This is a genomic window from Bacillus sp. FSL K6-2819 (genome assembly GCF_038008305.1).
GTDB lineage: Bacteria > Bacillota > Bacilli > Bacillales > Bacillaceae > Bacillus > Bacillus amyloliquefaciens.
In genome coordinates this window covers 1,860,354-1,881,222 of record NZ_JBBOYV010000001.1, presented here as the reverse complement: position 1 = coordinate 1,881,222, position 20,869 = coordinate 1,860,354, and the positions used below count along the sequence as shown (strand labels likewise).

The window sequence follows — 20,869 nt, the reverse complement described above, 5'->3', positions numbered from 1 at the left end:
TACTTAACCAGGATAATAATTTTTTAAATTTAATAAATGTGTTTACTTTTAATTTAAATTAGGGTATTATAATAAAAATATTCAGACTTATGAAGGGGGGAGAACATTTGAAAAAAATCTTGTTTCTAAAAGCATCTATTTTATTTTTAGCGATTGCAAGCTTTCATTTGCTCTCCATTCCCCATGCGTTTGACACTGCTCATCATTTTAAAGCGGTAGCCGATCAGCAGGAAATGCACGAAATGAAGGCCGGCCAAAACGTTGATGATGACAAAAAATCGCTGACGGGCTCATTTATTTTGACGGCGCTTTTTGCCGCTTCTGTCTCACTGATGGTGATATCAGACAGAAAACGCCCCGCTTCCCGGAGAAGACAGCGAAAGAAAAGCTTTTTAATCGCTAAATTTTATCAGTCCTCGTATTTCGATAAGCTTCATGTTCAACATCGCCTGTCTATGTAACATAAAATGAGGAGGTCGTTAAACATGTTGTTTATCTTACGAATGGTGATTTTAGGCTTATTTTCATTCACTGCATTGAACTTATTTGTATGGCAGGGAATTGAAGTCGTTCACGCTATCACTGACTTATTCGGCAGCCACGAAAGCTAAAAAGCAAAACCTCCGCTCAGGACCAATTGAGCGGAGGTTTTTTTATTTTATTTTTACTCTTAAACATCAGACGCGGGTATGCGCCATACATCTGTTACCGGCCCTGTCTCATCTTCATCTGTAAAGAAGGAGCCGTTGCTGTACCGGTCATTAGCCCGCAAGGATTTCACGGTGGTTTCAATTCTCTCGCCTTTTTCTGTTTCTGCAGCAATCGTGTCGGCTAAAGCGCAAGCGAATACTCCGACAACACGATGCGGGTTCTTTTTAAGCTCACGCAGCATGATGACGCCGCGCTTTGCTCTGGATGTTTTTTCGAATTCAGAGAGATTCATCCGTTTGATGGCTCCCCGCTGTGTGACGAGGACAAGCGAATCTGTTTCATGCAGGATTTGTCCTGATACGACGGTATCACCGTCTTTTAAATTAATGCCCTTCACGCCGGCCGCACGGGCTCCGACTACATTCACTTCATCTTCACCGAACCATAAGCCGTACCCGAGGTGGGTGGCGATAAACAGCTGACAGCCGCCGTCTGTGACATGAACATCAACCAGCTCATCGTCCCCTTTAAGGTTAAGAGCAACAAGCGCTTTCGAGTAGCGCTGCGCTTTGTAATGCGTCATTTCAGTTCTTTTCACCATACCGTTTTTCGTCATAAACAATAAATATGAAGCTGGATTAAATTCTTTTACCGGTATAGCTTTCACGATCGTTTCATCACGGTCAATCGTGGTGATGTTCGTTACGTGCTGCCCCATGTCTTTCCACCTGATATCCGGAAGCTGGTGAACCGGACAATATATATAGCTTCCCTTATTGGTAAAGAGCAGGAGAACATCCGTTGTATTCATTTCAAATTGGTGAATCAGCCTGTCCGTGTCCTTCATCCCGAAATCCTGGCCGTTGGAAGCGGCAAATGACCGCTGGCTTGTTCGTTTTACATAGCCGTCTTTCGTGACTGTCACATATACGTCCTCAGAGGCAACCATGACTTCCAGATTGATTTTAATTTCCTCAATCTTCTCTTCAATGACCGAACGTCTGCTGTCAGCATAGGTCTTTTTCAATTTTTTCAGGCTGCTGGTAATGACTTTTAACAGCTTTTTATCATGACTTAAAATGGCTTCGAGCTCCTGAATTTTCTTGCTGAGCTCTTCCGCTTCCTCTTTTAACGCCGTAATATCCGTGTTTGTCAGACGATACAGCTGCAAGGATACGATCGCTTCCGCCTGAGGCTCCGTGAATGAGAATTTAGAAATTAAATTTTGTTTTGCATCCTTTTTATCGCTGCTTGCCCGGATAACGGCAATGACCTCATCTAACACAGACAGTGCCTTCATCAGTCCCTCAACGATATGATGCCGCTCTTTTGCTTTTTGCAATTCAAAGACGGAGCGGTTTGTCACAACTTCCTTCTGGTGGGAAATATACGCATCCAGAATGGCCGTAAGACTCATCAGCATCGGCCGGCGGTTATGTATGGCGACCATATTAAAGTTATACGTTGTCTGCAGATCCGTGTTTTTATATAAGAAATTCAAGATGCCCTTTGCGTCGGCTTCTTTCTTTAATTCAACGACCACCCGAAGTCCCGTGCGGTCCGTTTCATCCCGGACTTCAGAAATGCCTTCGACTTTTTTATCAATGCGGTATTCGTCCATTTTCTTTACAAGATTGGCTTTGTTTACTTCAAACGGGATTTCTGTAATGACGATCTGCTCCCGTCCGCCTCTTACAGCTTCCACTTCAGCCTTTCCGCGGATGATAATTTTGCCTTTACCGGTTTCATAGGCCTTCCGAATACCGTCGACACCTTGAATAATGCCTCCTGTCGGAAAGTCAGGCCCTTTAATCACCTGCATCAAGTCATCGACGGTGCAATCGGGCGATTCTATCCGCTTAATGACGGCATCAATGACCTCACCCAGATGATGAGGAGGAATATCAGTCGCATAGCCCGCCGAAATCCCGGTTGATCCGTTGACCAACAAGTTAGGAAACATGGCAGGCAAAACAACCGGCTCTTTACTTGTGTCATCAAAGTTCGGAACGAATTCAACCGTGTTTTTATCAATGTCCCGCAAAAGCTCTGATGCGATAGAAGATAATCTCGCTTCCGTATAACGCATGGCAGCCGGCGGATCACCGTCAATGCTGCCGTTATTGCCGTGCATTTCAATCAGCACATTCCGCACTTTCCAATCTTGGCTCATCCGCACCATCGCTTCATAAACGGAGCTGTCTCCGTGCGGATGATAATTACCGATAACGTTTCCGACCGTTTTCGCCGCTTTCCGGAAATTTTTATCGAATGTATTTCCGTCTGCGTGCATGGCGTATAAAATTCTTCGCTGCACCGGCTTTAAACCGTCACGTGCATCAGGCAGCGCCCTGTCTTGGATAATGTATTTACTGTAGCGTCCGAAACGGTCGCCGATTACTTCTTCTAACGGTAAATCATGAAATAATTCTGGCTGTGCCACTATTAAACCTCCTCAGCGACCGACAAGTTTTCATTTTCTAAAATATTGCTTTCCTCGTCTAATCCGAAGGCAACATTCTTTTCAATCCATTTTCTTCTCGGTTCTACTTTGTCTCCCATTAATGTCGTTACGCGGCGCTCTACGCGTGCCGCATCGTCAATCTTGACTCTGACGAGCGTTCGCGATTCAGGATTCATCGTCGTTTCCCAGAGCTGGTCTGCGTTCATTTCTCCCAGACCTTTATAGCGCTGAATGGTGTAGCCTTTGCCGACTTTCTTTAAAACGCCGTCCATTTCTTCATCGGACCAAGCATATTCAATAATCTCTTTCTTGCCGCTCCCTTTGCTCACTTTATAAAGAGGCGGAAGCGCGATGAAGACTTTTCCTTGCTCAATTAAAGGTTTCATATAGCGGTAGAAAAACGTTAGCAGCAAGACTTGAATGTGCGCGCCGTCGGTATCCGCGTCCGTCATGATGATGATCTTGTCATAATTAATGTCCTCTATCTCAAAATCTGCGCCGACTCCGCCGCCGATCGCATGAATAATCGTATTGATTTCTTCATTTTTGAAGATGTCAGCAAGCTTTGCTTTCTCTGTGTTGATGACCTTTCCGCGAAGAGGCAGGACGGCTTGGAATTTCCGGTCTCTTCCCTGCTTTGCAGAACCTCCTGCAGAGTCTCCCTCCACGAGATACAATTCATTCTTCGCCGGATTTCTGGAACCGGCAGGTGTGAGTTTTCCGCTCAGCGTCGCTTCTGATTTTTTGCGTTTTTTGCCGCTTCTCGCTTCTTCTCTCGCTTTACGGGCCGCTTCACGGGCCTGGCTTGCTTTAATTGCTTTTTTGACGAGCAGGGTCGCCGTATCGCGGTTTTCTTCCAAGAAATAAGCAAGATTCTCAGAAATGACAGCGTCTGCGGCTGATCTCGCTTCACTTGTGCCAAGCTTTCCTTTTGTCTGGCCTTCAAATTGCAGCAGTTCCTCCGGGATCCGCACGGAAATGATCGCGGACAAACCTTCCCTGATATCGGCGCCTTCGAGGTTTTTGTCTTTCTCTTTCAGAAGCGCGACCTTTCGCGCATACTCATTAAACGCTCTTGTCATTGCCGTTTTGGCTCCTGATTCGTGGGTTCCGCCGTCCTTTGTTCTGACGTTATTAACGAATGACAGCATATTTTCTGAGTATCCGTCATTAAATTGGAACGCAAAATCGACTTCAATGTCATGATGCTCGCCTTCAAAGGAAACCACTTCGCATAAAGCGTCTTTTTCTTCATTTAAATAAGCGACAAATGCTTCAATTCCGTTCTCATAATAAAATACTTCTTTCACATCGTTCCGCTCATCAATTAATTCTATTTTCAAGCCTTTTAATAAAAATGCGGATTCGCGCAGACGTTCTGACAGCGTGTCAAAATTATAAACCGTTGCGCTGAACATTGACGGATCAGGTTTAAAATGGGTAAGCGTTCCCGTTTTTTTGGTCGTTCCGATCTTTTCAAGTGAAGTCACAGGCTTGCCGCCGTTTTCAAACCGCTGTTTATAAACATGGCCGTCACGCTCAATGGTAACTGTCAGCCACTCTGATAAAGCGTTTACGACAGATGCGCCGACGCCGTGCAGACCTCCGCTTGTTTTATAGCCGCCCTGTCCGAATTTACCTCCCGCATGCAGCACGGTGAAAATAACTTCCGGTGTCGGCTTTCCGAGCTTATGCATCCCGGTCGGCATTCCGCGCCCCCTGTCCTGCACGGAGATACTGTTGTCCTTATGTATCGTTACGATAATATGATCTCCGTAGCCGGCAAGAACTTCATCGACGGAATTGTCGACGATCTCATATACCAGATGGTGCAGGCCGCGTGCGTCCGTCGAACCGATGTACATTCCCGGTCGTTTTCTGACGGCTTCCAGGCCTTCAAGCACCTGTATGGCATCTTCGTTGTAATCAAATTGCTGTTTTCTAGCCAAACGTACAAACCCCTTTCAAAAAACCTGCTCTTAATCATTCTCTTTTTTAAGTGTTTTCATGTCTTTGTTTTTCAGTATGCGCAAGCTTCGGTCCAATTCTCCTCGGACTCACAATTATAACCAATATGCTTGATTTCGCAACATATTTAAGCGAATGGCTCGTTTTTTAGGCCGCAAGACATACATTCGAACGACTTTTCATCTTTTTGGTGCCCTTTTCGGCAAATAAGAACATGAGTTCGCTTTCTATTATATAGATTTTTGCCGGCCATCGCAAACAGACTGTAAACCCCTGTATAAAGGGGTTTCTAAAAAAACTGTTCATGCTTTATTGTATCTGTTTCAACACCATACGCAAAGAGTATTCTTTCAATAAAAAAGCAAAAACCCCTGATTTGCCAAGGATTTTTGCCTTTTTTTGTTCCTATTTTATAACAGCGCGGGCGACTTTTATACATAAATCCATAACAGCCGTCCTTCCTTTGTCTGTAATCATGCGATACGCTTCTTCATTTGCAAGGCCCTGCTGCGCCCAAAAAACGGGAGCGTCTGTCTGTAAAAATTCTTCAGCGACACCCGGAAGCTGCTCAGAGCGTCTGAACACATTCACGATATCAATCGGTCCCTCCACGTCTTTTAACGAAGCGACCGCTTTCACGCCAAGCGCCTCATCAATCGTCGGATTGACGGGGATAATCTCGTACCCTTCATCCTGCATCGCTTTGGAGACCATATAAGAAGTCCGGTCGGGACGGTCTGACAGCCCGACGACTGCGATCCGTTTGCTTCGGTCAAGAATGTCTTTAATCTCTGATTTTGAAGGATTTTGCATCTTTACCATCTCCTTTTGATTTATTGTACACGACAGCTTCATCGGAATCAAAAAAAGCGGTTTGTCAGCTTAATTCTCAAAAAAACTTGTCATCAGATGGTAACAACTCGTGTTAAAATAGAGTGAAGGGACATTGAAAAGGAGAAATGTAGATGTTGATTGCTTTATTGATTATTTTGGCCTATGTATTGGGCAGCATCCCGTCAGGTTTAGTGGTAGGCAAACTTGCAAAAGGGATTGATATTAGAGAACACGGAAGCGGAAATTTAGGCGCGACAAATGCTTTTCGCACGCTTGGCGTTAAAGCGGGATCTGTCGTCGTTGCAGCCGATATTTTAAAAGGCACCTTAGCCGCGGCGCTGCCGTACTTACTGCACGTTCCCATTCATCCTCTTCTCGCAGGGGTGGCAGCAGTGATCGGCCATGTATTCCCCGTGTTCGCGAAATTCAAGGGCGGAAAAGCCGTAGCCACATCGGGAGGCGTCCTGCTGTTTTATGCTCCGCTGTTATTTGTAACGATGGTTGCAGTGTTTTTCGTATTTTTATTCCTTACGAAATTTGTTTCTCTGTCTTCAATGTTAACAGGGATTTATACGATTATTTACTGTCTGTTTGTAAAAGATCCTTATTTATTAATCGTAGTGACGCTCCTGACGGCGTTTGTTATCTACAGACACAGGGCAAACATCAAACGGATTATAAACAAAACAGAACCGAAGATCAAATGGTTTTGATGAAACTTCATTTTTGACATCAAAATGCCGTATGCGTTTATAATAGAGATAATTTCTTTATGAGAAACAAAAAGGGAGTGTTCCGGATGAACATGAAAGTAAACAAAGACGCGCTGGATTGGTATAAAGAAGAGCTTGAACTGGAAACAGGCGATCAGGTCCGTTTCTTTGTCCGTTACGGAGGGTGCAGCAATGTCCAGAAAGGCTTTTCTCTCGGTGTATCAAAAGACCAGCCGGTGAACGCCGGCATCAGTACGGAAGTTGAAGGCATTACCTTTTTTATTGAAGAAAGCGACTTATGGTACTTTGATAACCACGATTTGTCCGTCACATATTCAGATCAGTCAGAAGAGCCGGTATTTAATTACGTGTAAGAAAAAAGAACGCAGCGGATGCGTTCTTTTTTTACAGCTCAAACCTTCTGATATGATCAGTCAGACGTTCTTTTTCTAATATGCGTTTTTGGGTTTCACCGAGCAGATCAAAGTGCGGAAACTCAGTTTTATGGTGAATCCACTCGGGCTTCAGCCCGTATTCAGCTCCCCATCTGATCAGCTTATTGAGATCGCTTGAACCGGCCTTCGTCACGGTCTTAGCCTGCGGAAAGCGGTCGTCCAGCCAGTAATGCGTTAAAAAAGCGATTTTTCCTTCCGATACATCCCGCTTCCATCTTTCCAGTTCTTTGCGCGTAATTCCAAATGCCATAACTGCAGCCGCTCCTTATTTTTTTGCCTTTTCGTAAGCGGCGTGCCAATCAGGAAAGGCCTTGCGGAACTGAATCGGTTTGAAGCTCTGTTTATCAACGCATATGTGCGAGGATGTCGCTTCGATCGCAAGCTCTTGATCCGGATTATAGATATGGTAGCCGTAAACGGTTTTAAATCCGTTATATTCTTCAATCCACGTATGTACGACAGCCGTTTCTCCGTAGCGGAGCGGTTTTTTATAAGAAATGCTGATATCCACTACAGGTGACAGCACCCCTCTTTCTTCCATATCCTTGTACAGAAATCCGAGGTCTTTAATCAATGCCGTTCTGCCGACCTCCATCCAGACTAAGTAATTGGCATGATAGACGATGCCCATTTGATCTGTTTCCGCATACCGCACTTCTATTTCTTTTTTTGACACATGCAACGTTCTCTGCTCCCTTATTATCAGATAGCCCTATTTTATCACAACAAGACAGAAAGAGAAAAAACCAGGTTTCCCTGGTTTTTATTACGATTGATATCCGTTTTCTCTCGCAGCTGATTCATCCTGAATTTCATTACGGAACGATTCAATGCTTTCATTGCGTCTGGCATTCTTCTCCTGAATGCGCTGTTTTTCCTCATCTGTCGCAAATTCCATTGATTCTTTCGCTTCTTCTATATTTTCAATTGTATTCTGAACCATATCCTGCAACTTTTCAACGTTATCGGAACGGTCATCCGGATTCGGTTTTTTGTAATTGTTTTTCATAATGTCTGCTCTCCTTTGTTGATGTTATTCGCCTTTCGTCTGCATGACAATCGGATGTCCGTTTGACTTGTCATGAAACTTTTCCCCTTTGTTGCGTTTATATTTAACGGGTTTTGTCCCTAAGTGGCTCGGAGCGTATTGCGGCTGGCCGTCTTTCTTGTTTGTGCCCATGTTCATCCCTCCTTAAGAGTATATTTCGCAAAAGGAGGCGCAAACATGACTGCAAATTAAAGGTTATTTTTGTTTGAACCGCTGCTCCAGCTTTTCTTCAAGCTGATTCAAATATTCGGTATTGGTCATCAACTCACGTTTATTCTCCATAACCAACTCATGAAAAGAGCGTTTTCTCATTTTTTTCAATCTTCTCACCTCCGTGTTTTCATTCATTTTTTCCAATTTTTTAAAAGATTAGCCTTTCGCACATAAAAAAACTGAACCTCTACTTGAGATCCAGTTTTTCTTTCATTTCTTTTTTCGTCATCGTGCCTACTCGTATGTGCTGAATGGTTCCTTTTTCGTCTAATATGTATGATGTCGGATAAGAAAGCACGTTGAAATCTCCGTTAATTCCGCTTTTATCAATCAGAATTGGAAAAGTCAGCTGATAAGTCTCAGCAAATGATTTCACAGCCTGTATATTTTTTTCAGAGGATGTGAAATTAACGGCTACTACCGCAATATCAGGATATTCCTTCTGAAGCTCCTGCATATCGGGCATTTCCATTCGGCATGGCTTGCACCACGTCGCCCAGAAATTAAGAAGCACTTTTTTTCCTTTATAATCAGAAAGGGAGCTGCTTTTTCCTGCCAGTGTGTCAAGTGTAAAGTCAGGAGCCTTCATCCCTTCTTCTGTCCCTTCTTTCGGACTTGTTTGTACGGAATAAATATTCCAGCCCGCATATACCAACAACCCGATAAGCAACACTCCGCCCAGCCATTTCGCAAGCATCTCAAAGCCTCCCGCATAAAAAGAGAGAAAGCGGATTGCTTTCTCTCTTTTGTTCATTCTGCTACTGTTTCATTTTATCGCGAAGCACCATTTGTAAAATGCCGCCGTGGCGATAGTAATCAATTTCCACTTCACTGTCAAAACGGACAACAACTTCAAATGTTTTTACCGTACCGTCTTCACTGATTGCTCTGACAGTCAGCAAGTCGCGCGGACGTACAGTTTCATCAACATCCACCTCAATGACTTCCTTACCGGTTAAGCCCAGTGTATCTGCGTTTTCACCCTGTTTGAACTGGAGCGGCAGCACACCCATGAAGACGAGGTTGCTTCTGTGAATTCTTTCAAAGCTTTCTGCGATGACTGTTCTGATGCCAAGCAGGTTTGTTCCTTTTGCAGCCCAGTCACGTGAAGAGCCCATTCCGTAATCTTTGCCGGCCAGGACGACAAGACCCGTTTTATCATCTTTATACCGCATGCAGGCATCATAAATAGATGTCACGTCACCGCTAGGCCAGTGTGTTGTATATCCGCCTTCTGTGCCCGGCGCGATCTGGTTTTTAATACGGATATTGGCGAATGTTCCTCTCATCATGACTTCGTGGTTTCCGCGGCGTGAGCCGTAAGAGTTAAAGTCCCGAGGAGAAACGCCTTTTTCCTGCAGGTATTTGCCCGCCGGTGTGTCTTTTCCGATTGCTCCGGCCGGAGAAATGTGGTCAGTCGTCACGGAATCGCCGAATTTGCCGACAACGCGAAGCCCTCTTAAAGGCTCAACTTTTCCGGGCTCTACAGACATTTCTTCAAAGAACGGCGGATTTTGGATATAAGTGGAATCCTGATCCCATTTATATAGTGCTTCATCCGTCGTTTCGATTTCATTCCAGCGCTGGTTGTCATCAAATACCGTTTCATACTCTTTACGGAATAATTCAGGCGTAACAGTCTGTTTAACGAGAGAATTGATTTCATCCATTGACGGCCAGATGTCATCGAAATAAACGTTTTGTCCGTCTTTTCCAACGCCGATCGGATCAGATTTTAAGTTGATATTCACAGTGCCTGCCAATGCGTACGCGACAACAAGCGGCGGTGAAGCAAGGTAGTTTCCTTTGACAAGCGGATGGATCCGGCCTTCAAAGTTTCTGTTTCCTGACAGGACGGAAGTGATCAGCAGATCATTTTTAGCGACCGCTTCTTCAATCTCAGGAGAAAGCGGGCCGGAGTTCCCGATACATGTCGTACAGCCGTAACCGACAAGGTTAAAACCGAGCTCCTTCATGTAAGGAAGCAGGCCTGAATTGACTAAGTATCCGGTAACAACCTTAGATCCCGGCGCAAGTGATGTTTTAACGTAATTCGGCACTTTCAGTCCTAATTCAACCGCTTTTTTGGCTACCAATCCAGCACCGATTAATACATAAGGATTTGATGTATTCGTACAGCTTGTAATGGCGGCAATCGCGATAGCCCCTGTTTTCATAACTGCATCTTCGCCGCTGTTAAGTTTAAATGAGATTTCTTTGTTCTCTTCAGCCGCATCCATTCCGAATCCTTGGTTGCCTGCCGGGCTGACGAGATGTTTTTTAAACGTTTCCTGCATGACAGAGAGCGGGATTAAATCTTGCGGACGTTTCGGGCCTGAAAGGTTCGCTTCGATTTTTGACAGATCAATTTCTACAACGTCTGTAAAAATCGGCTCTTCTGCGTCAGGCGTATAGAATAAACCGTTGTTGCGGCAGTATGCTTCTACGACATCGATCTGTTCTTCTTCACGGCCGGTCAGACGCAGGTAAGAAAGTGCTTCCTCATCAACAGGGAAGAATCCGCAAGTCGCTCCGTATTCCGGCGCCATATTGGCAATAGTCGCCCGATCCGCAAGCGGAAGCTCAGCAACCCCTGGGCCGAAGAATTCAACGAATTTATTGACTACACCTTTTTCGCGCAGCACTTGAGTGACTTTCAGCGCCAAGTCAGTTGCCGTTGTTCCGTTAGGCAATTTTCCGACAAGTTTCGCGCCGATGACCTCAGGAACAGGGAAATATGAAGGCTGGCCGAGCATTCCCGCTTCCGCCTCAATACCGCCGACACCCCATCCGAGAACGCCGATTCCGTTAATCATTGTTGTATGGGAATCTGTCCCCACCAAAGTATCAGGATATGTCACAAGCTCTCCGTTTTCTTCTTTCGTATGGACGACACTTGCCAAAAACTCAAGGTTTACCTGGTGAACGATTCCTGTTGCAGGCGGAACAGCCTGATAATTGTTAAACGCTTTCTTTGCCCAGCTTAAAAATTTATAACGTTCTGCATTTCTTTCGAATTCTAAGTCCATATTAATGGCTAACGCGTCTTCCGTACCGGCTTTGTCTACTTGTACGGAGTGGTCAATGACAAGGTCAACCGGAATTTCCGGATTGATTTTATCCGGATCTCCGCCGACAGAGGCCATTGCTTTTCTTAAAGATGCCAGGTCAACTACTGCCGGAACGCCAGTAAAGTCCTGAAGGATAACACGTGACGGTTTAAACGGCACATCAATATCTTTTAATTCAGCAGTACCCCATCTTGCCAAATTTTCAACATGTTCTTTTGTAATGACGCGTCCGTCTACCTGACGCAAAACGGATTCCAAAAGAACCTTAATAGAATAAGGAAGTTTTGAAACATTGCCGACGCCTGCGTCTTCCAATGCTTTTAATGAATAGTAGTTGTATGTTTTCCCATTTGAAGAAAATGTTTTTCTTGCTTGGAAAACGTCTTGTGTTGCGACTTTTTGCTGGTTTGTCATTCCCCAAAATCCCCCTTCAAAGATCAAGATCGTTCTTTAGATGAATGTTCACATTGCATCACAATTTTCTCACAATTTCATCTTAGTATAAAATCATACATAAGTAAATATCAATGTTTTTATTAAATACAATAAGATCGTCTTATCAGTATGATTTTCGGTAAATTTTGTCCTGATTTACGCCTCATATAACGGGCTGCAAAGAGCCATATTAATGTTGAGGTGATGATCATGGTAAAACGGAAAGCCAATCATGTAATAAACGGCATGAATGACGCGAAAAGCCAAGGCAAAGGCGCGGGTTATATAGAAAATGACCAGCTTGTCCTGACGGAAGAAGAACGGCAGAACAATAAAAAAAGAAAAACAAACCAATAGCCGTCACACCTTAAAAAGGAGGCTTTAACATGACAAATAAAAACACGAGCAAAGATATGCATAAAAATGCTCCGAAGGGCCATAATCCCGGCCAGCCGGAACCGCTAAGCGGAAGCAAAAAAGTGAAAAACCGCAACCATACAAGACAAAAACATAATACAAGCCACGATATGTAAAACAGACCTTGGTGTCTGTTTTTTTATGTCATTCACCCATTCAAAGTGTCTGCATACGTTATAGCAAGGCTTTTAATATGGAGGGATGCTTCCATGAATCATTCAAAAAACGCTGAAGAATTTGATGATACCGAGGAATGGCTGCGGCAGTTTTACGAGGATCCGTATGCTTGGTATGACGAGACGCTGCCGATTGATCTATATGAAACAAGCCGTCAATATATCATTGAAGCTGACCTGACGGCGCTAAAGCCGGTGCAATCGATGACCGTCACTCTTTCGGGACTTGAATTCATGCTCTCTGTTAAAACGCTTGAACGGACGTTAAACAAACAAATGATGCTTCCTTTTTATCTGAATGACAAACATATTCTCACTGATTTCACAAACCATATTCTGACCGTCTCCATGAACAAGGAGCCAAATGAGACCCCTGCCTCTTTTTCCTTTCAATTTCCTCTGTAACATAAAAAAGCCGCTTTCATCCCTCAATGAAAGCAGCTTTTTTTGTCCGTTCATATCAGTCATATACCCTCAAAGTGAAACTCCCATGGCCAAATAGCAGAATCACTATACGATAGAATATGTTCTAGCAACCGGATTGACTGGACATCTATCATTTTTTCTATTCTTTTTTTCATGTGTTCTTCTATTCTGTCTTCGTTTACAATATGGTTAAAGTAAGGAGGAGGTGGAACAATGCTTGAAGGCTGGTTTATGTGGTTAATTTTATTTTGGGTCGTCGTGATGATCGGATTGCTGTCCATCGGCGGATTTTTTATGTTCCGAAAATTTTTAAAGCGCTTACCGAAAGAAGACGGCCGATCAGAACTGGATTGGCAGGACTATTATATTGAAAAAAGCAGACACTTATGGAATGCGGCTGACAAGGCGCTTTTGGATGAATTGGTCGCCCCCGTACCGGAGCTCTTTCGGGATGTAGCCAAAGCTAAAATCGCCGGAAAAATCGGTGAACTTTCCTTACAGGAGGAAGCTGAACAAATAAATCTGGATTTAATCATCAGGGGCTACATTCTGGCTACTCCTAAGCGGGATCATCAATTTTTAAAAAAGCATCTCCGCGAAAAACAGATTGATCTTACACCTTATCAAACCTTGCTCAAATAAAAAACCTTTCCGGCGGACGGAAAGGTTTTAATTCATCTGAATATCAGCGGTCTTCAGTTCATTGGAAAGTTTGCGGTATGACATAAACATCGCGATGCGCCACGGGACAATCATTCCGAACGCCAGAATCCAAAACATTCCGCTTAAAGCTCCGTAATCAATCGTCGTGCTCAAAATGGATTTCATAGCGATTCTGATAACCAGCAGCCCAATCAGGATAAACACAAATGCTTTTGACCGTTTTAAATAGATTTCATTATTTTTAATCTCAAATTTAGATGTTTTTATCAGAAAAATAGAGAAGATCACGCCCAGCGTAATGGCCTCCAAAAATTCTTCGCCCGTCACTCTGAAGATCGGAAAAAGAAACATAAGCGCTCCCGTACTCATAAAAATCGGCGGGAGAATTATTTTTTTAGGTGAAGCGGGCTTGTCGGAGGATTTAATCCTGACGATCATCACGCAAATTGCCATAGCCGCTGCAATAACGGATGAAATTATAATCATCATCTTTATCATTCCTTTGCTTGCACGGAGTTTGATACTATATACTATACTCCAAAAACATAAAAAAAACCAATTTGAAAAGAAAACACGTTTACGTTCCCGTCACCCTGCCTACTGCCTCCAGCACTTTAGAAGCTTCAAACGGTTTAACGATAAAGTCTTTAGCGCCTAATTCAATCGCTTCCAGAACAATCCGCTGCTGCCGCATGGCCGTGCACATGATGACATGGGCTTTCGGGTCAAAAGCTAAAATATCCTGCAGCGCCTGTATACCGTTTTTGACCGGCATGGTAATATCCATTGTCACCAGGTCGGGACGGATTTTTTGATATACCGCCAGGGCTTCCTCGCCGTCAGCCGCTTCTCCGGCCACTATGTAATTCGCCGATTCCAGAATTTCTCTGATTTTCACCCTCATGAACTTGGCGTCATCTACAACTAAAACTCGTGTCATATTCCCCTCCACATATTTAACATTAACTAGTCTTATTGTACCAAAAACGAAAGGGTATATAATAGTTCAAAAGTTATCGTTTCGTTACAGCCCCTTAAACCCTCCGAAAAGATTTGACAGAACGATCAGAATATAGCTCATCCAGTTAAAAAACAGCATAATGCCAATGACAATCATAAGAATGCCGCCGGTTCTCATGATAATCAGCTGGTGCTTACGAATCCAATTCATTCTGGTAATAAAAAATGAAAGGACAAGAAAGGGAATCGCAAATCCGAGAACATATAAAAACATATATGGTACTGCTGAAGAAGGATTTGTACCGGCCAGCGAAAAAACCGCTCCTAAAATAGGCCCGCTGCACGGCGACCAGCCGGCTGCAAACGCAAGACCGATCAGAACGGAACCGATAAACCCTTCCGGCCTGTGCTTAAAGTGAATGCGCCGCTCTTTCATCATGAATTTCGGCTGAAACACTCCGGCAGTAATCAGTCCGAAAAGGATCAGCATAATAGCCCCGAACTGGCGGATCGCTTCATGATAATGGGTAAAAAAACTGCCGATAAACGAGGTTCCGTACCCCAGTGCAATAAAAATCACGGAGAAACCGAGCAAAAAACAAAGTGTATGCACGAGTCCCCGCTTTTGCAGCATCACCTTTTCTGTTTTAACCTCGTCCATGCTGACACCAGTTATGTACGACAAAAAAGCGGGATACAGCGGCAGACAGCATGGAGAAATGAAAGACAGAAACCCGGCCCCGAATGTCAGAAAGTAATTAAAACTCACGATGACACACTCCTTTCAAGTTATGACAAAATCATTTCATTTTTTTAACACTTTCCTGAGAAGGATTACTTTTTATAGAAAAAGCTTATATAATTTAATTTGACATCAAGATATTATACTCCTTCTTATTTGAAAAACAGTATAAATGTGGATATAATAATAGAAACTCAGGTGAAAGATTTATGTATGAAAGGATATATCCCTGTGATTAGAGAGCATCTATTAAATGAAATTGAAAAAAAACGGGCAGAGCTGCTTAAAATCGTCATGTCAAACGGAATGACATCAAACATTACGATAGAACTCAGCCAGGAGCTTGACCACCTTCTCATACAATATCAAAAGGAACTGCACACCGGCAGTTGGGGTGAAACATGACGCCAAAATAAAAAACCCTCTCCGGGTTTTTTATTTTATAACCATGTATCTCTATATCATAATCTTTACGTATTATTTCGCTTGATTATTCATGGCTTTCATCATTTGATTAATTTTCTTTTGAGAAGGTTTCATTCCCATTTGCATCATCATCATGCGTAACATTTGTTCATTAATAGGCGGATTCTTTTTCAAATAGCTCATCATATATTTACGAGCAATAAAAAACCCGAGTGCAACACCTATGAGCAATGCGACAACGCCCACTAGGATGCCAACCCATAAAGTCATTTTATTTCCTCCTTCATGTTGTCTAGTTTAAAGTGTACTAAACCAAAGGCTATTATACAACATTTACATCTCTTTTTCCTCGATTTTAGACAAAATTTCTTTCTCTGACCGGATTTAACCACCCGTAGCGCCTTGTCTTAAAATCCATCGCAAGAAAACAGGGGCTGATTTTACGCAGAATCTCAAAGAAAATCGTTTCCGCCTCATAATCTCCCGAAGCCGCAATCTCAATTAAGCTGTCTTTCATCATGAAGGTGGCGCGGCCCTTTTCCCGGGGCAGTGTAAGCCGGTAAATTGAATCCAAGCGGCTGTAACTCATACGGTTTAAATGAAGCTGGAGATGCTGATGCATATGTATCACCGGAATCGGCTCTGTTATATATTGAACTTGCTTTTTTGTCATTTGATATTCTTGGGGTGTCAGATTTGTCCAATGGTAGTCTCGAAACAATTCAAACATAGCGGTTTCCCGTCCGAAGTAGTGGTTCGCAAACTCATCCTTAATCAGGTGTGTATAGTAATGACGTTCCATTTCCTCATCCCCTTTTACAGCGCTTCGTATTGCTTTCTATTATACAAAAGGAGAAAAGAAAGAATTGTCTATTACTGTTACGGCGCCACTTCTATTTTTGTCGTATAAACAGGAAAAAGAGGATGATTTGACTCATCCTCTTTTGTCTTCTTATTTGTTTAGCAGTTTTTTTACGCGGTCAGCCACGTTTTCTGCAGTAAACCCGTATTCTTTCATAATTGTTTCTCCCGGAGCTGAAGCGCCGAAACGGTCAATTGCGAGAACGTCTCCTTCAAGACCGGTAAATTTGCCCCATCCGAAGCTTGATCCCATTTCAATCGCAAGACGTTTCGTTACGTTCGGAGGAAGTACGCTGTTTTTGTACTCAGCCGATTGTTTTTCGAAGCGGTCCCAGCTCGGCATGCTGACTACAGAAACGTGAACGTTTTCTTCAGCAAGCTTCGCCTGAGCTTCAATCGCGAGTCCGACTTCAGAACCCGTCGCTAAAAGAAGTGCGTCCGGTGCATCCGTTTGTGCTTTGGAAACGATATAAGCCCCTTTTTCCACTCCGGCATACGCTTCTTCAGCCTGCTGATCAATTGTCGGCAGGTTTTGGCGTGTCAATACAAGAGCTGTCGGGTGATCCTGGCTTTGAACGGCAAGCTTCCACGCAGCTGCGGTTTCATTTCCGTCAGCAGGTCTGATCACAGAAAGGTTAGGAAGTGCGCGTAAAGAAGCAAGCTGCTCAATCGGTTCGTGAGTCGGTCCGTCTTCTCCTACGGCAATACTGTCATGCGTGAATACATAAGTGACAGGCAGCCCCATTAATGACGCCAGACGAATGGCAGGTCTTAAATAGTCAGAGAACACAAAGAATGTGCCGCCGAATACGCGAAGGCCGCCGTGAAGCGCCATTCCGTTTAAAGCAGCGCCCATCGCGAATTCACGGACCCCGAACCAGAAGTTTTTCCCGGCGTAGTCTCTGGCCGTGAAGTCTCCTGCATTTTTGATTGTCGTTTTGTTTGAACCCGCAAGGTCAGCAGATCCCCCGACAAAGAAAGGAATTTTCTTAGCGATGCCGTTCAGCACCTCACCTGAAGATGCGCGGGAAGCAAGACTGCTGCCTTTTTCATAAACAGGAACTTCCTGATCCCAGTCTTTCGGAAGCTCGCCTTTCATTCCGAGTGACAGCTGTTCAGCAAGCTCAGGATATTTTTCTTGATAAGCCGCGAACAGTTCATTCCATTCCTGTTCTTTTTTCGAGCCGGCTTCTTTTACAGCTTGGTTGAAATGCGCGTATACTTCATCCGGAACATAAAAATCTTCTTCAAATGTCCAAGCGTACGCTTCTTTCGTCAGCTTGCTCTCTTCTTGTCCTAATGGAGCGCCGTGAACGCCAGATGTACCCGCGCGGTTTGGAGAACCGAAACCGATTGTGGTCTTCACTTCAATTAAAGTCGGTTTTTTATCATTCTGGCGCGCTTTTTCAATTGCAGCCGTCAATTCAGCGATGTTATTTCCGTCCTCAACATAAAGGACTTCCCAGTTCATTGCTTCAAAACGCTGTTTTACATTTTCAGAGAAAGAACGGTCTAAATCACCGTCTAAAGAAATATCATTAGAATCGTATAATACGATCAGGCGGCCTAACTCCAGATGGCCTGCAAGAGAAGCTGCTTCGGAAGAAATGCCTTCCATCAAATCGCCGTCTCCGCAAATACTGTATGTATAATGATCAACTACGTTGAATGAATCACGGTTATATGTCTCAGCCAGATGGCGTTCTGCGATTGCCATTCCCACTGCCATCGCGATACCCTGTCCGAGAGGCCCGGTCGTTGCGTCTACTCCTGCTGTATGTCCGAACTCCGGATGTCCCGGTGTTTTGCTTCCCCATTGACGGAACTGTTTCAGATCATCAATGCTGAGGTCATATCCGCTTAAATGCAGCATGCTGTATAAAAGCATTGAACCGTGTCCTGCTGATAAAACAAAACGGTCGCGGTTAAACCAGCCTGGATTCTGCGGATTCACATTCATAAATTTCGTCCACAGCGTGTAAGCCATCGGAGCGGCTCCCATCGGCATGCCCGGGTGTCCGGAATTAGCTTTTTCAATTGCGTCTATAGACAGTGTACGTATGGTGGCAACTGATTTCTTTTCAATTGTATCCATTATAATCCCCTTCCTTATTGTTGTACCTTTTCATCATAAAGCGATGCTGACTTTTTCTCAACTCTTTCAGCTTAAATTTGAGATAAACTTGTTGAAAATTGTCGTAAAGCACAGTCTGATATTAGTATATACGAAAAAAGAATACGTATTGCCGTATTCTTTCTGTTTAATGAAGATTATTTTTCTGTTGTTCCCTTTTTAATTTTTCAGGAGTGACATCATTACCTTCCGGATCAATAACTTTTACGCTCTTAAGCGTATTTTTCATTGAGGAGCGGAATCCTTTCAAATACTCCTGGCGAAGCTTTTGCTGTTCGGCTTTTTCCTCATCAGTTATCGTGTTTGATTTAGCTTTTTGAGCCAATTCGTTTATTCTCGCGATTTTTTCTTTAGAAATCATAATAAGCTCCTTTGGTGCGTGTTGATTATATACTACTAAAACGTAGTCGTTTTTACAACTGATGCACGTCAGCTGCCTTCGCTGTCTGCGGTATATTCCTGAAAACGCCGGTGAACCGTGGCTTTGGACACATCATATCCAAATCCTCTTAAGGTGGCTGCGATTTCTGCAAAGGTGAGCTTGTTGGCTCTCAGTCTGATAATTTCCGAAACCGGAACCTCTTTTTTTTCTTTACCGCTGTTTTCATGCCTGTTTTTCAGATTCCGTTCAGGTTTATAGCCGTTTTTTACGGCTCTTTTCATTCCCCGCCGGATCTTCATATTGTGAATTTTTCTTTGATACTCCTCAACAATACTGACGATTTCGAGTACCATCGTATCAGCTTCGGAAAGCTCCAGCTCACCCTTATGAGCCATCGTATATATTTTTACGTTTTCCCTGTAAATACAATGCAAAAGCGCGATCTTGGCGTTTCCTCTTCCCAGCCTTGTTTCGTCCTGCACCAATATCGCGTCAATATGTGATTTTTTAATATCATCAAGCATTTCAAATACTCCGTCGCGGTCCATTTCGTAACCGCTTGCTTTCTCAGAAATGACTTTTACGACTTCCATGCCGTTTGCCGCAGCGATCTCCCTAAGCTCCTCTTCCTGTCTTTTTAAAGACGTTTGCTGCTGTTCTTTGTTTGTGCTAACCCTGGCATAAATGATCGCCTTCATTTCTCTCTTTCCTCTCTAATTAACAATGGCCAGCTGATATACGGCCGGATGCTTCTTCTTAACCGGAAGAATAAGTTCGTCTCCGGGCTTTATATCAGCAGTTTGAAGATGATTATTCTCCGTCACCCACTCAATGAAATCTTCTTTATTAATATTTTTCTTTTCTGCTACATGATCCGCAAGTGACCAGAGAGTATCGCCGTCCTGAACCTTTATTTTAACATATTGGCTGAGCGTCTGATCATTCCCCGCGCATGAAACAAGTAAAATAGCGGCACTTAAAATCGCAGTAAACAGTCCGACAAATATGATAGATTCCTTCGCCATTTATACAACCTCCGATAAGAATGTTTGTTCGCTTTTTATATCTTTCAGTATATACGAACAAATGTTTCTGTCAATCGTTTTTTTCGAACCTATGTTTGTACTGTCAGGAAAATCATGCTATAATCTACTTAAAATCGACGTTTTGAGGTGCGAAATATGACGAAGCTATCAAAAAGGCAGCTTGATATCCTGCGTTTTATTAAAGAAGAGGTAAAAACAAAAGGATATCCGCCTTCTGTAAGAGAGATAGGAGAAGCAGTAGGACTGGCTTCCAGTTCAACCGTGCACGGACATTTGGCACGGCTTGAGACAAAAGGCCTGATCAGACGGGACCCTACTAAACCAAGGGCAATTGAGGTATTGGATGAAGAAGAAGTCCAAATTCCGAAAAGCCAGGTCGTAAATGTTCCGGTAATCGGGAAAGTGACGGCGGGTATTCCGATTACGGCTGTTGAAAATATCGATGAGTATTTTCCGCTTCCTGACCGGATGGTTCCTCCGGGCGAACATGTATTTATGTTAGAAATCATGGGAGAAAGTATGATTGACGCCGGCATTTTTGACAAAGATTACGTCATTGTCAAACAGCAGAACACGGCTAATAACGGGGAAATCGTGGTGGCTATGACCGAAGATGATGAAGCGACGGTCAAGCGCTTCTATAAAGAGGACAATTATGTGCGGCTGCAGCCGGAAAATCCGACGATGGAACCGATTATCCTGCAAAACGTAAGCATTTTAGGGAAAGTCATCGGCGTATTCAGAGCCGTCCATTAATTCTATTAAACTTTTTTTATCGTAAAAC

At 43.6% G+C, this 20,869-nt stretch carries 29 protein-coding genes; 10 read left to right on the top strand and 19 right to left on the bottom strand.

Annotation, left to right across the window (positions count from 1 at the left end; genetic code table 11):
- Nucleotides 1–107 precede the first annotated feature (107 nt).
- On the top strand, nt 108–461 hold the full coding sequence (locus tag MHH91_RS09575) for a hypothetical protein (protein WP_013352437.1): 354 nt from the start codon (nt 108–110) through the stop codon (nt 459–461).
- 24 nt (nt 462–485) lie between these two features.
- Nucleotides 486–611, top strand: a complete 126-nt coding sequence (locus MHH91_RS09570; protein ID WP_013352436.1) for a hypothetical protein — start codon at nt 486–488, stop codon at nt 609–611.
- A 59-nt stretch (nt 612–670) separates the two neighbouring features.
- Here the strand turns inward: MHH91_RS09570 and parC are convergent, their stop codons facing one another.
- From parC to MHH91_RS09555, 3 genes are all read right to left on the bottom strand, one after another.
- Nucleotides 671–3,094 (bottom strand): DNA topoisomerase IV subunit A, encoded by a 2,424-nt coding sequence (gene parC, locus MHH91_RS09565; RefSeq protein WP_014470352.1) that lies wholly within the window; start codon nt 3,092–3,094, stop codon nt 671–673.
- A gap of 2 nt (nt 3,095–3,096) precedes the next feature.
- Nucleotides 3,097–5,064 (bottom strand): DNA topoisomerase IV subunit B, encoded by a 1,968-nt coding sequence (parE, locus tag MHH91_RS09560; protein ID WP_013352434.1) that lies wholly within the window; start codon nt 5,062–5,064, stop codon nt 3,097–3,099.
- Nucleotides 5,065–5,488: 424 nt separating this feature from the next.
- On the bottom strand, nt 5,489–5,896 hold the full coding sequence (locus MHH91_RS09555; RefSeq protein ID WP_013352433.1) for a CoA-binding protein: 408 nt from the start codon (nt 5,894–5,896) through the stop codon (nt 5,489–5,491).
- Between the two features lie 152 nt (nt 5,897–6,048).
- Here MHH91_RS09555 and plsY point away from each other — a divergent pair, with 152 nt between their 5' ends.
- Nucleotides 6,049–6,630: a glycerol-3-phosphate 1-O-acyltransferase PlsY gene (gene plsY, locus MHH91_RS09550; RefSeq protein WP_013352432.1), complete on the top strand. Its 582-nt coding sequence runs from the start codon at nt 6,049–6,051 to the stop codon at nt 6,628–6,630.
- Nucleotides 6,631–6,716: 86 nt separating this feature from the next.
- Complete coding sequence (locus tag MHH91_RS09545) at nt 6,717–7,004, top strand: HesB/YadR/YfhF family protein (protein ID WP_013352431.1); 288 nt, start codon at nt 6,717–6,719, stop codon at nt 7,002–7,004.
- Nucleotides 7,005–7,035: 31 nt separating this feature from the next.
- On the opposite strand, the gene MHH91_RS09540 is transcribed toward MHH91_RS09545, so the two are convergent.
- The 7 genes from MHH91_RS09540 to acnA form a co-directional block, all read right to left on the bottom strand.
- Entirely contained in the window at nt 7,036–7,335 is a 300-nt protein-coding gene (locus MHH91_RS09540) for a hypothetical protein (protein WP_013352430.1), read from the bottom strand.
- Nucleotides 7,336–7,350: 15 nt separating this feature from the next.
- Complete coding sequence (locus tag MHH91_RS09535; protein WP_013352429.1) at nt 7,351–7,767, bottom strand: YbgC/FadM family acyl-CoA thioesterase; 417 nt, start codon at nt 7,765–7,767, stop codon at nt 7,351–7,353.
- 84 nt (nt 7,768–7,851) lie between these two features.
- On the bottom strand, nt 7,852–8,094 hold the full coding sequence (gene tlp, locus MHH91_RS09530; RefSeq protein WP_013352428.1) for a small acid-soluble spore protein Tlp: 243 nt from the start codon (nt 8,092–8,094) through the stop codon (nt 7,852–7,854).
- 24 nt (nt 8,095–8,118) lie between these two features.
- Nucleotides 8,119–8,265 carry an acid-soluble spore protein N gene (locus tag MHH91_RS09525; protein WP_013352427.1) on the bottom strand — a complete coding sequence of 49 codons (147 nt, stop codon included), beginning with the start codon at nt 8,263–8,265 and terminating at the stop codon, nt 8,119–8,121.
- 63 nt (nt 8,266–8,328) lie between these two features.
- Nucleotides 8,329–8,454 carry an FbpB family small basic protein gene (locus tag MHH91_RS09520; protein ID WP_012117651.1) on the bottom strand — a complete coding sequence of 42 codons (126 nt, stop codon included), beginning with the start codon at nt 8,452–8,454 and terminating at the stop codon, nt 8,329–8,331.
- Between the two features lie 79 nt (nt 8,455–8,533).
- Nucleotides 8,534–9,043, bottom strand: a complete 510-nt coding sequence (locus tag MHH91_RS09515; protein WP_013352426.1) for a TlpA family protein disulfide reductase — start codon at nt 9,041–9,043, stop codon at nt 8,534–8,536.
- A 61-nt stretch (nt 9,044–9,104) separates the two neighbouring features.
- Nucleotides 9,105–11,831 carry an aconitate hydratase AcnA gene (gene acnA / locus MHH91_RS09510; RefSeq protein WP_014470353.1) on the bottom strand — a complete coding sequence of 909 codons (2,727 nt, stop codon included), beginning with the start codon at nt 11,829–11,831 and terminating at the stop codon, nt 9,105–9,107.
- A gap of 231 nt (nt 11,832–12,062) precedes the next feature.
- Between acnA and sspO the strand changes: the two genes are divergently transcribed.
- From sspO to MHH91_RS09490, 4 genes are all read left to right on the top strand, one after another.
- Nucleotides 12,063–12,209, top strand: a complete 147-nt coding sequence (gene sspO / locus MHH91_RS09505) for an acid-soluble spore protein SspO (protein ID WP_003153982.1) — start codon at nt 12,063–12,065, stop codon at nt 12,207–12,209.
- A 29-nt stretch (nt 12,210–12,238) separates the two neighbouring features.
- Nucleotides 12,239–12,385 (top strand): small acid-soluble spore protein P, encoded by a 147-nt coding sequence (locus MHH91_RS09500; RefSeq protein ID WP_003153984.1) that lies wholly within the window; start codon nt 12,239–12,241, stop codon nt 12,383–12,385.
- 93 nt (nt 12,386–12,478) lie between these two features.
- Nucleotides 12,479–12,850 (top strand): spore coat protein, encoded by a 372-nt coding sequence (locus tag MHH91_RS09495; RefSeq protein WP_013352424.1) that lies wholly within the window; start codon nt 12,479–12,481, stop codon nt 12,848–12,850.
- 234 nt (nt 12,851–13,084) lie between these two features.
- Entirely contained in the window at nt 13,085–13,513 is a 429-nt protein-coding gene (locus MHH91_RS09490) for a DUF2621 domain-containing protein (RefSeq protein ID WP_013352423.1), read from the top strand.
- Nucleotides 13,514–13,540: 27 nt separating this feature from the next.
- On the opposite strand, the gene MHH91_RS09485 is transcribed toward MHH91_RS09490, so the two are convergent.
- The 3 genes from MHH91_RS09485 to MHH91_RS09475 form a co-directional block, all read right to left on the bottom strand.
- Complete coding sequence (locus MHH91_RS09485; protein ID WP_088030532.1) at nt 13,541–14,032, bottom strand: CcdC family protein; 492 nt, start codon at nt 14,030–14,032, stop codon at nt 13,541–13,543.
- A 79-nt stretch (nt 14,033–14,111) separates the two neighbouring features.
- Complete coding sequence (locus tag MHH91_RS09480; RefSeq protein ID WP_013352421.1) at nt 14,112–14,474, bottom strand: response regulator; 363 nt, start codon at nt 14,472–14,474, stop codon at nt 14,112–14,114.
- Nucleotides 14,475–14,558: 84 nt separating this feature from the next.
- Nucleotides 14,559–15,266: a cytochrome c biogenesis protein CcdA gene (locus MHH91_RS09475; protein ID WP_088030531.1), complete on the bottom strand. Its 708-nt coding sequence runs from the start codon at nt 15,264–15,266 to the stop codon at nt 14,559–14,561.
- Between the two features lie 201 nt (nt 15,267–15,467).
- Between MHH91_RS09475 and MHH91_RS09470 the strand changes: the two genes are divergently transcribed.
- Nucleotides 15,468–15,641 carry an aspartyl-phosphate phosphatase Spo0E family protein gene (locus MHH91_RS09470; RefSeq protein ID WP_088030684.1) on the top strand — a complete coding sequence of 58 codons (174 nt, stop codon included), beginning with the start codon at nt 15,468–15,470 and terminating at the stop codon, nt 15,639–15,641.
- Between the two features lie 72 nt (nt 15,642–15,713).
- On the opposite strand, the gene MHH91_RS09465 is transcribed toward MHH91_RS09470, so the two are convergent.
- The 6 genes from MHH91_RS09465 to yneA form a co-directional block, all read right to left on the bottom strand.
- On the bottom strand, nt 15,714–15,932 hold the full coding sequence (locus MHH91_RS09465; protein WP_003153994.1) for a YneF family protein: 219 nt from the start codon (nt 15,930–15,932) through the stop codon (nt 15,714–15,716).
- An 85-nt stretch (nt 15,933–16,017) separates the two neighbouring features.
- Complete coding sequence (gene sirA, locus MHH91_RS09460) at nt 16,018–16,464, bottom strand: sporulation inhibitor of replication protein SirA (RefSeq protein ID WP_013352418.1); 447 nt, start codon at nt 16,462–16,464, stop codon at nt 16,018–16,020.
- Nucleotides 16,465–16,614: 150 nt separating this feature from the next.
- The gene (gene tkt / locus MHH91_RS09455; RefSeq protein ID WP_013352417.1) at nt 16,615–18,618 is read right to left on the bottom strand and encodes a transketolase; all 2,004 of its coding nucleotides are present in this window, start codon (nt 18,616–18,618) and stop codon (nt 16,615–16,617) included.
- Between the two features lie 166 nt (nt 18,619–18,784).
- On the bottom strand, nt 18,785–19,018 hold the full coding sequence (locus tag MHH91_RS09450) for a DUF896 domain-containing protein (RefSeq protein ID WP_003153997.1): 234 nt from the start codon (nt 19,016–19,018) through the stop codon (nt 18,785–18,787).
- A gap of 68 nt (nt 19,019–19,086) precedes the next feature.
- Nucleotides 19,087–19,737, bottom strand: a complete 651-nt coding sequence (locus MHH91_RS09445; protein ID WP_013352416.1) for a YneB family resolvase-like protein — start codon at nt 19,735–19,737, stop codon at nt 19,087–19,089.
- 15 nt (nt 19,738–19,752) lie between these two features.
- Nucleotides 19,753–20,064 (bottom strand): cell division suppressor protein YneA, encoded by a 312-nt coding sequence (gene yneA, locus MHH91_RS09440; protein WP_013352415.1) that lies wholly within the window; start codon nt 20,062–20,064, stop codon nt 19,753–19,755.
- A 156-nt stretch (nt 20,065–20,220) separates the two neighbouring features.
- Between yneA and lexA the strand changes: the two genes are divergently transcribed.
- Complete coding sequence (gene lexA, locus MHH91_RS09435) at nt 20,221–20,841, top strand: transcriptional repressor LexA (RefSeq protein WP_007611720.1); 621 nt, start codon at nt 20,221–20,223, stop codon at nt 20,839–20,841.
- Nucleotides 20,842–20,869 lie beyond the last annotated feature (28 nt).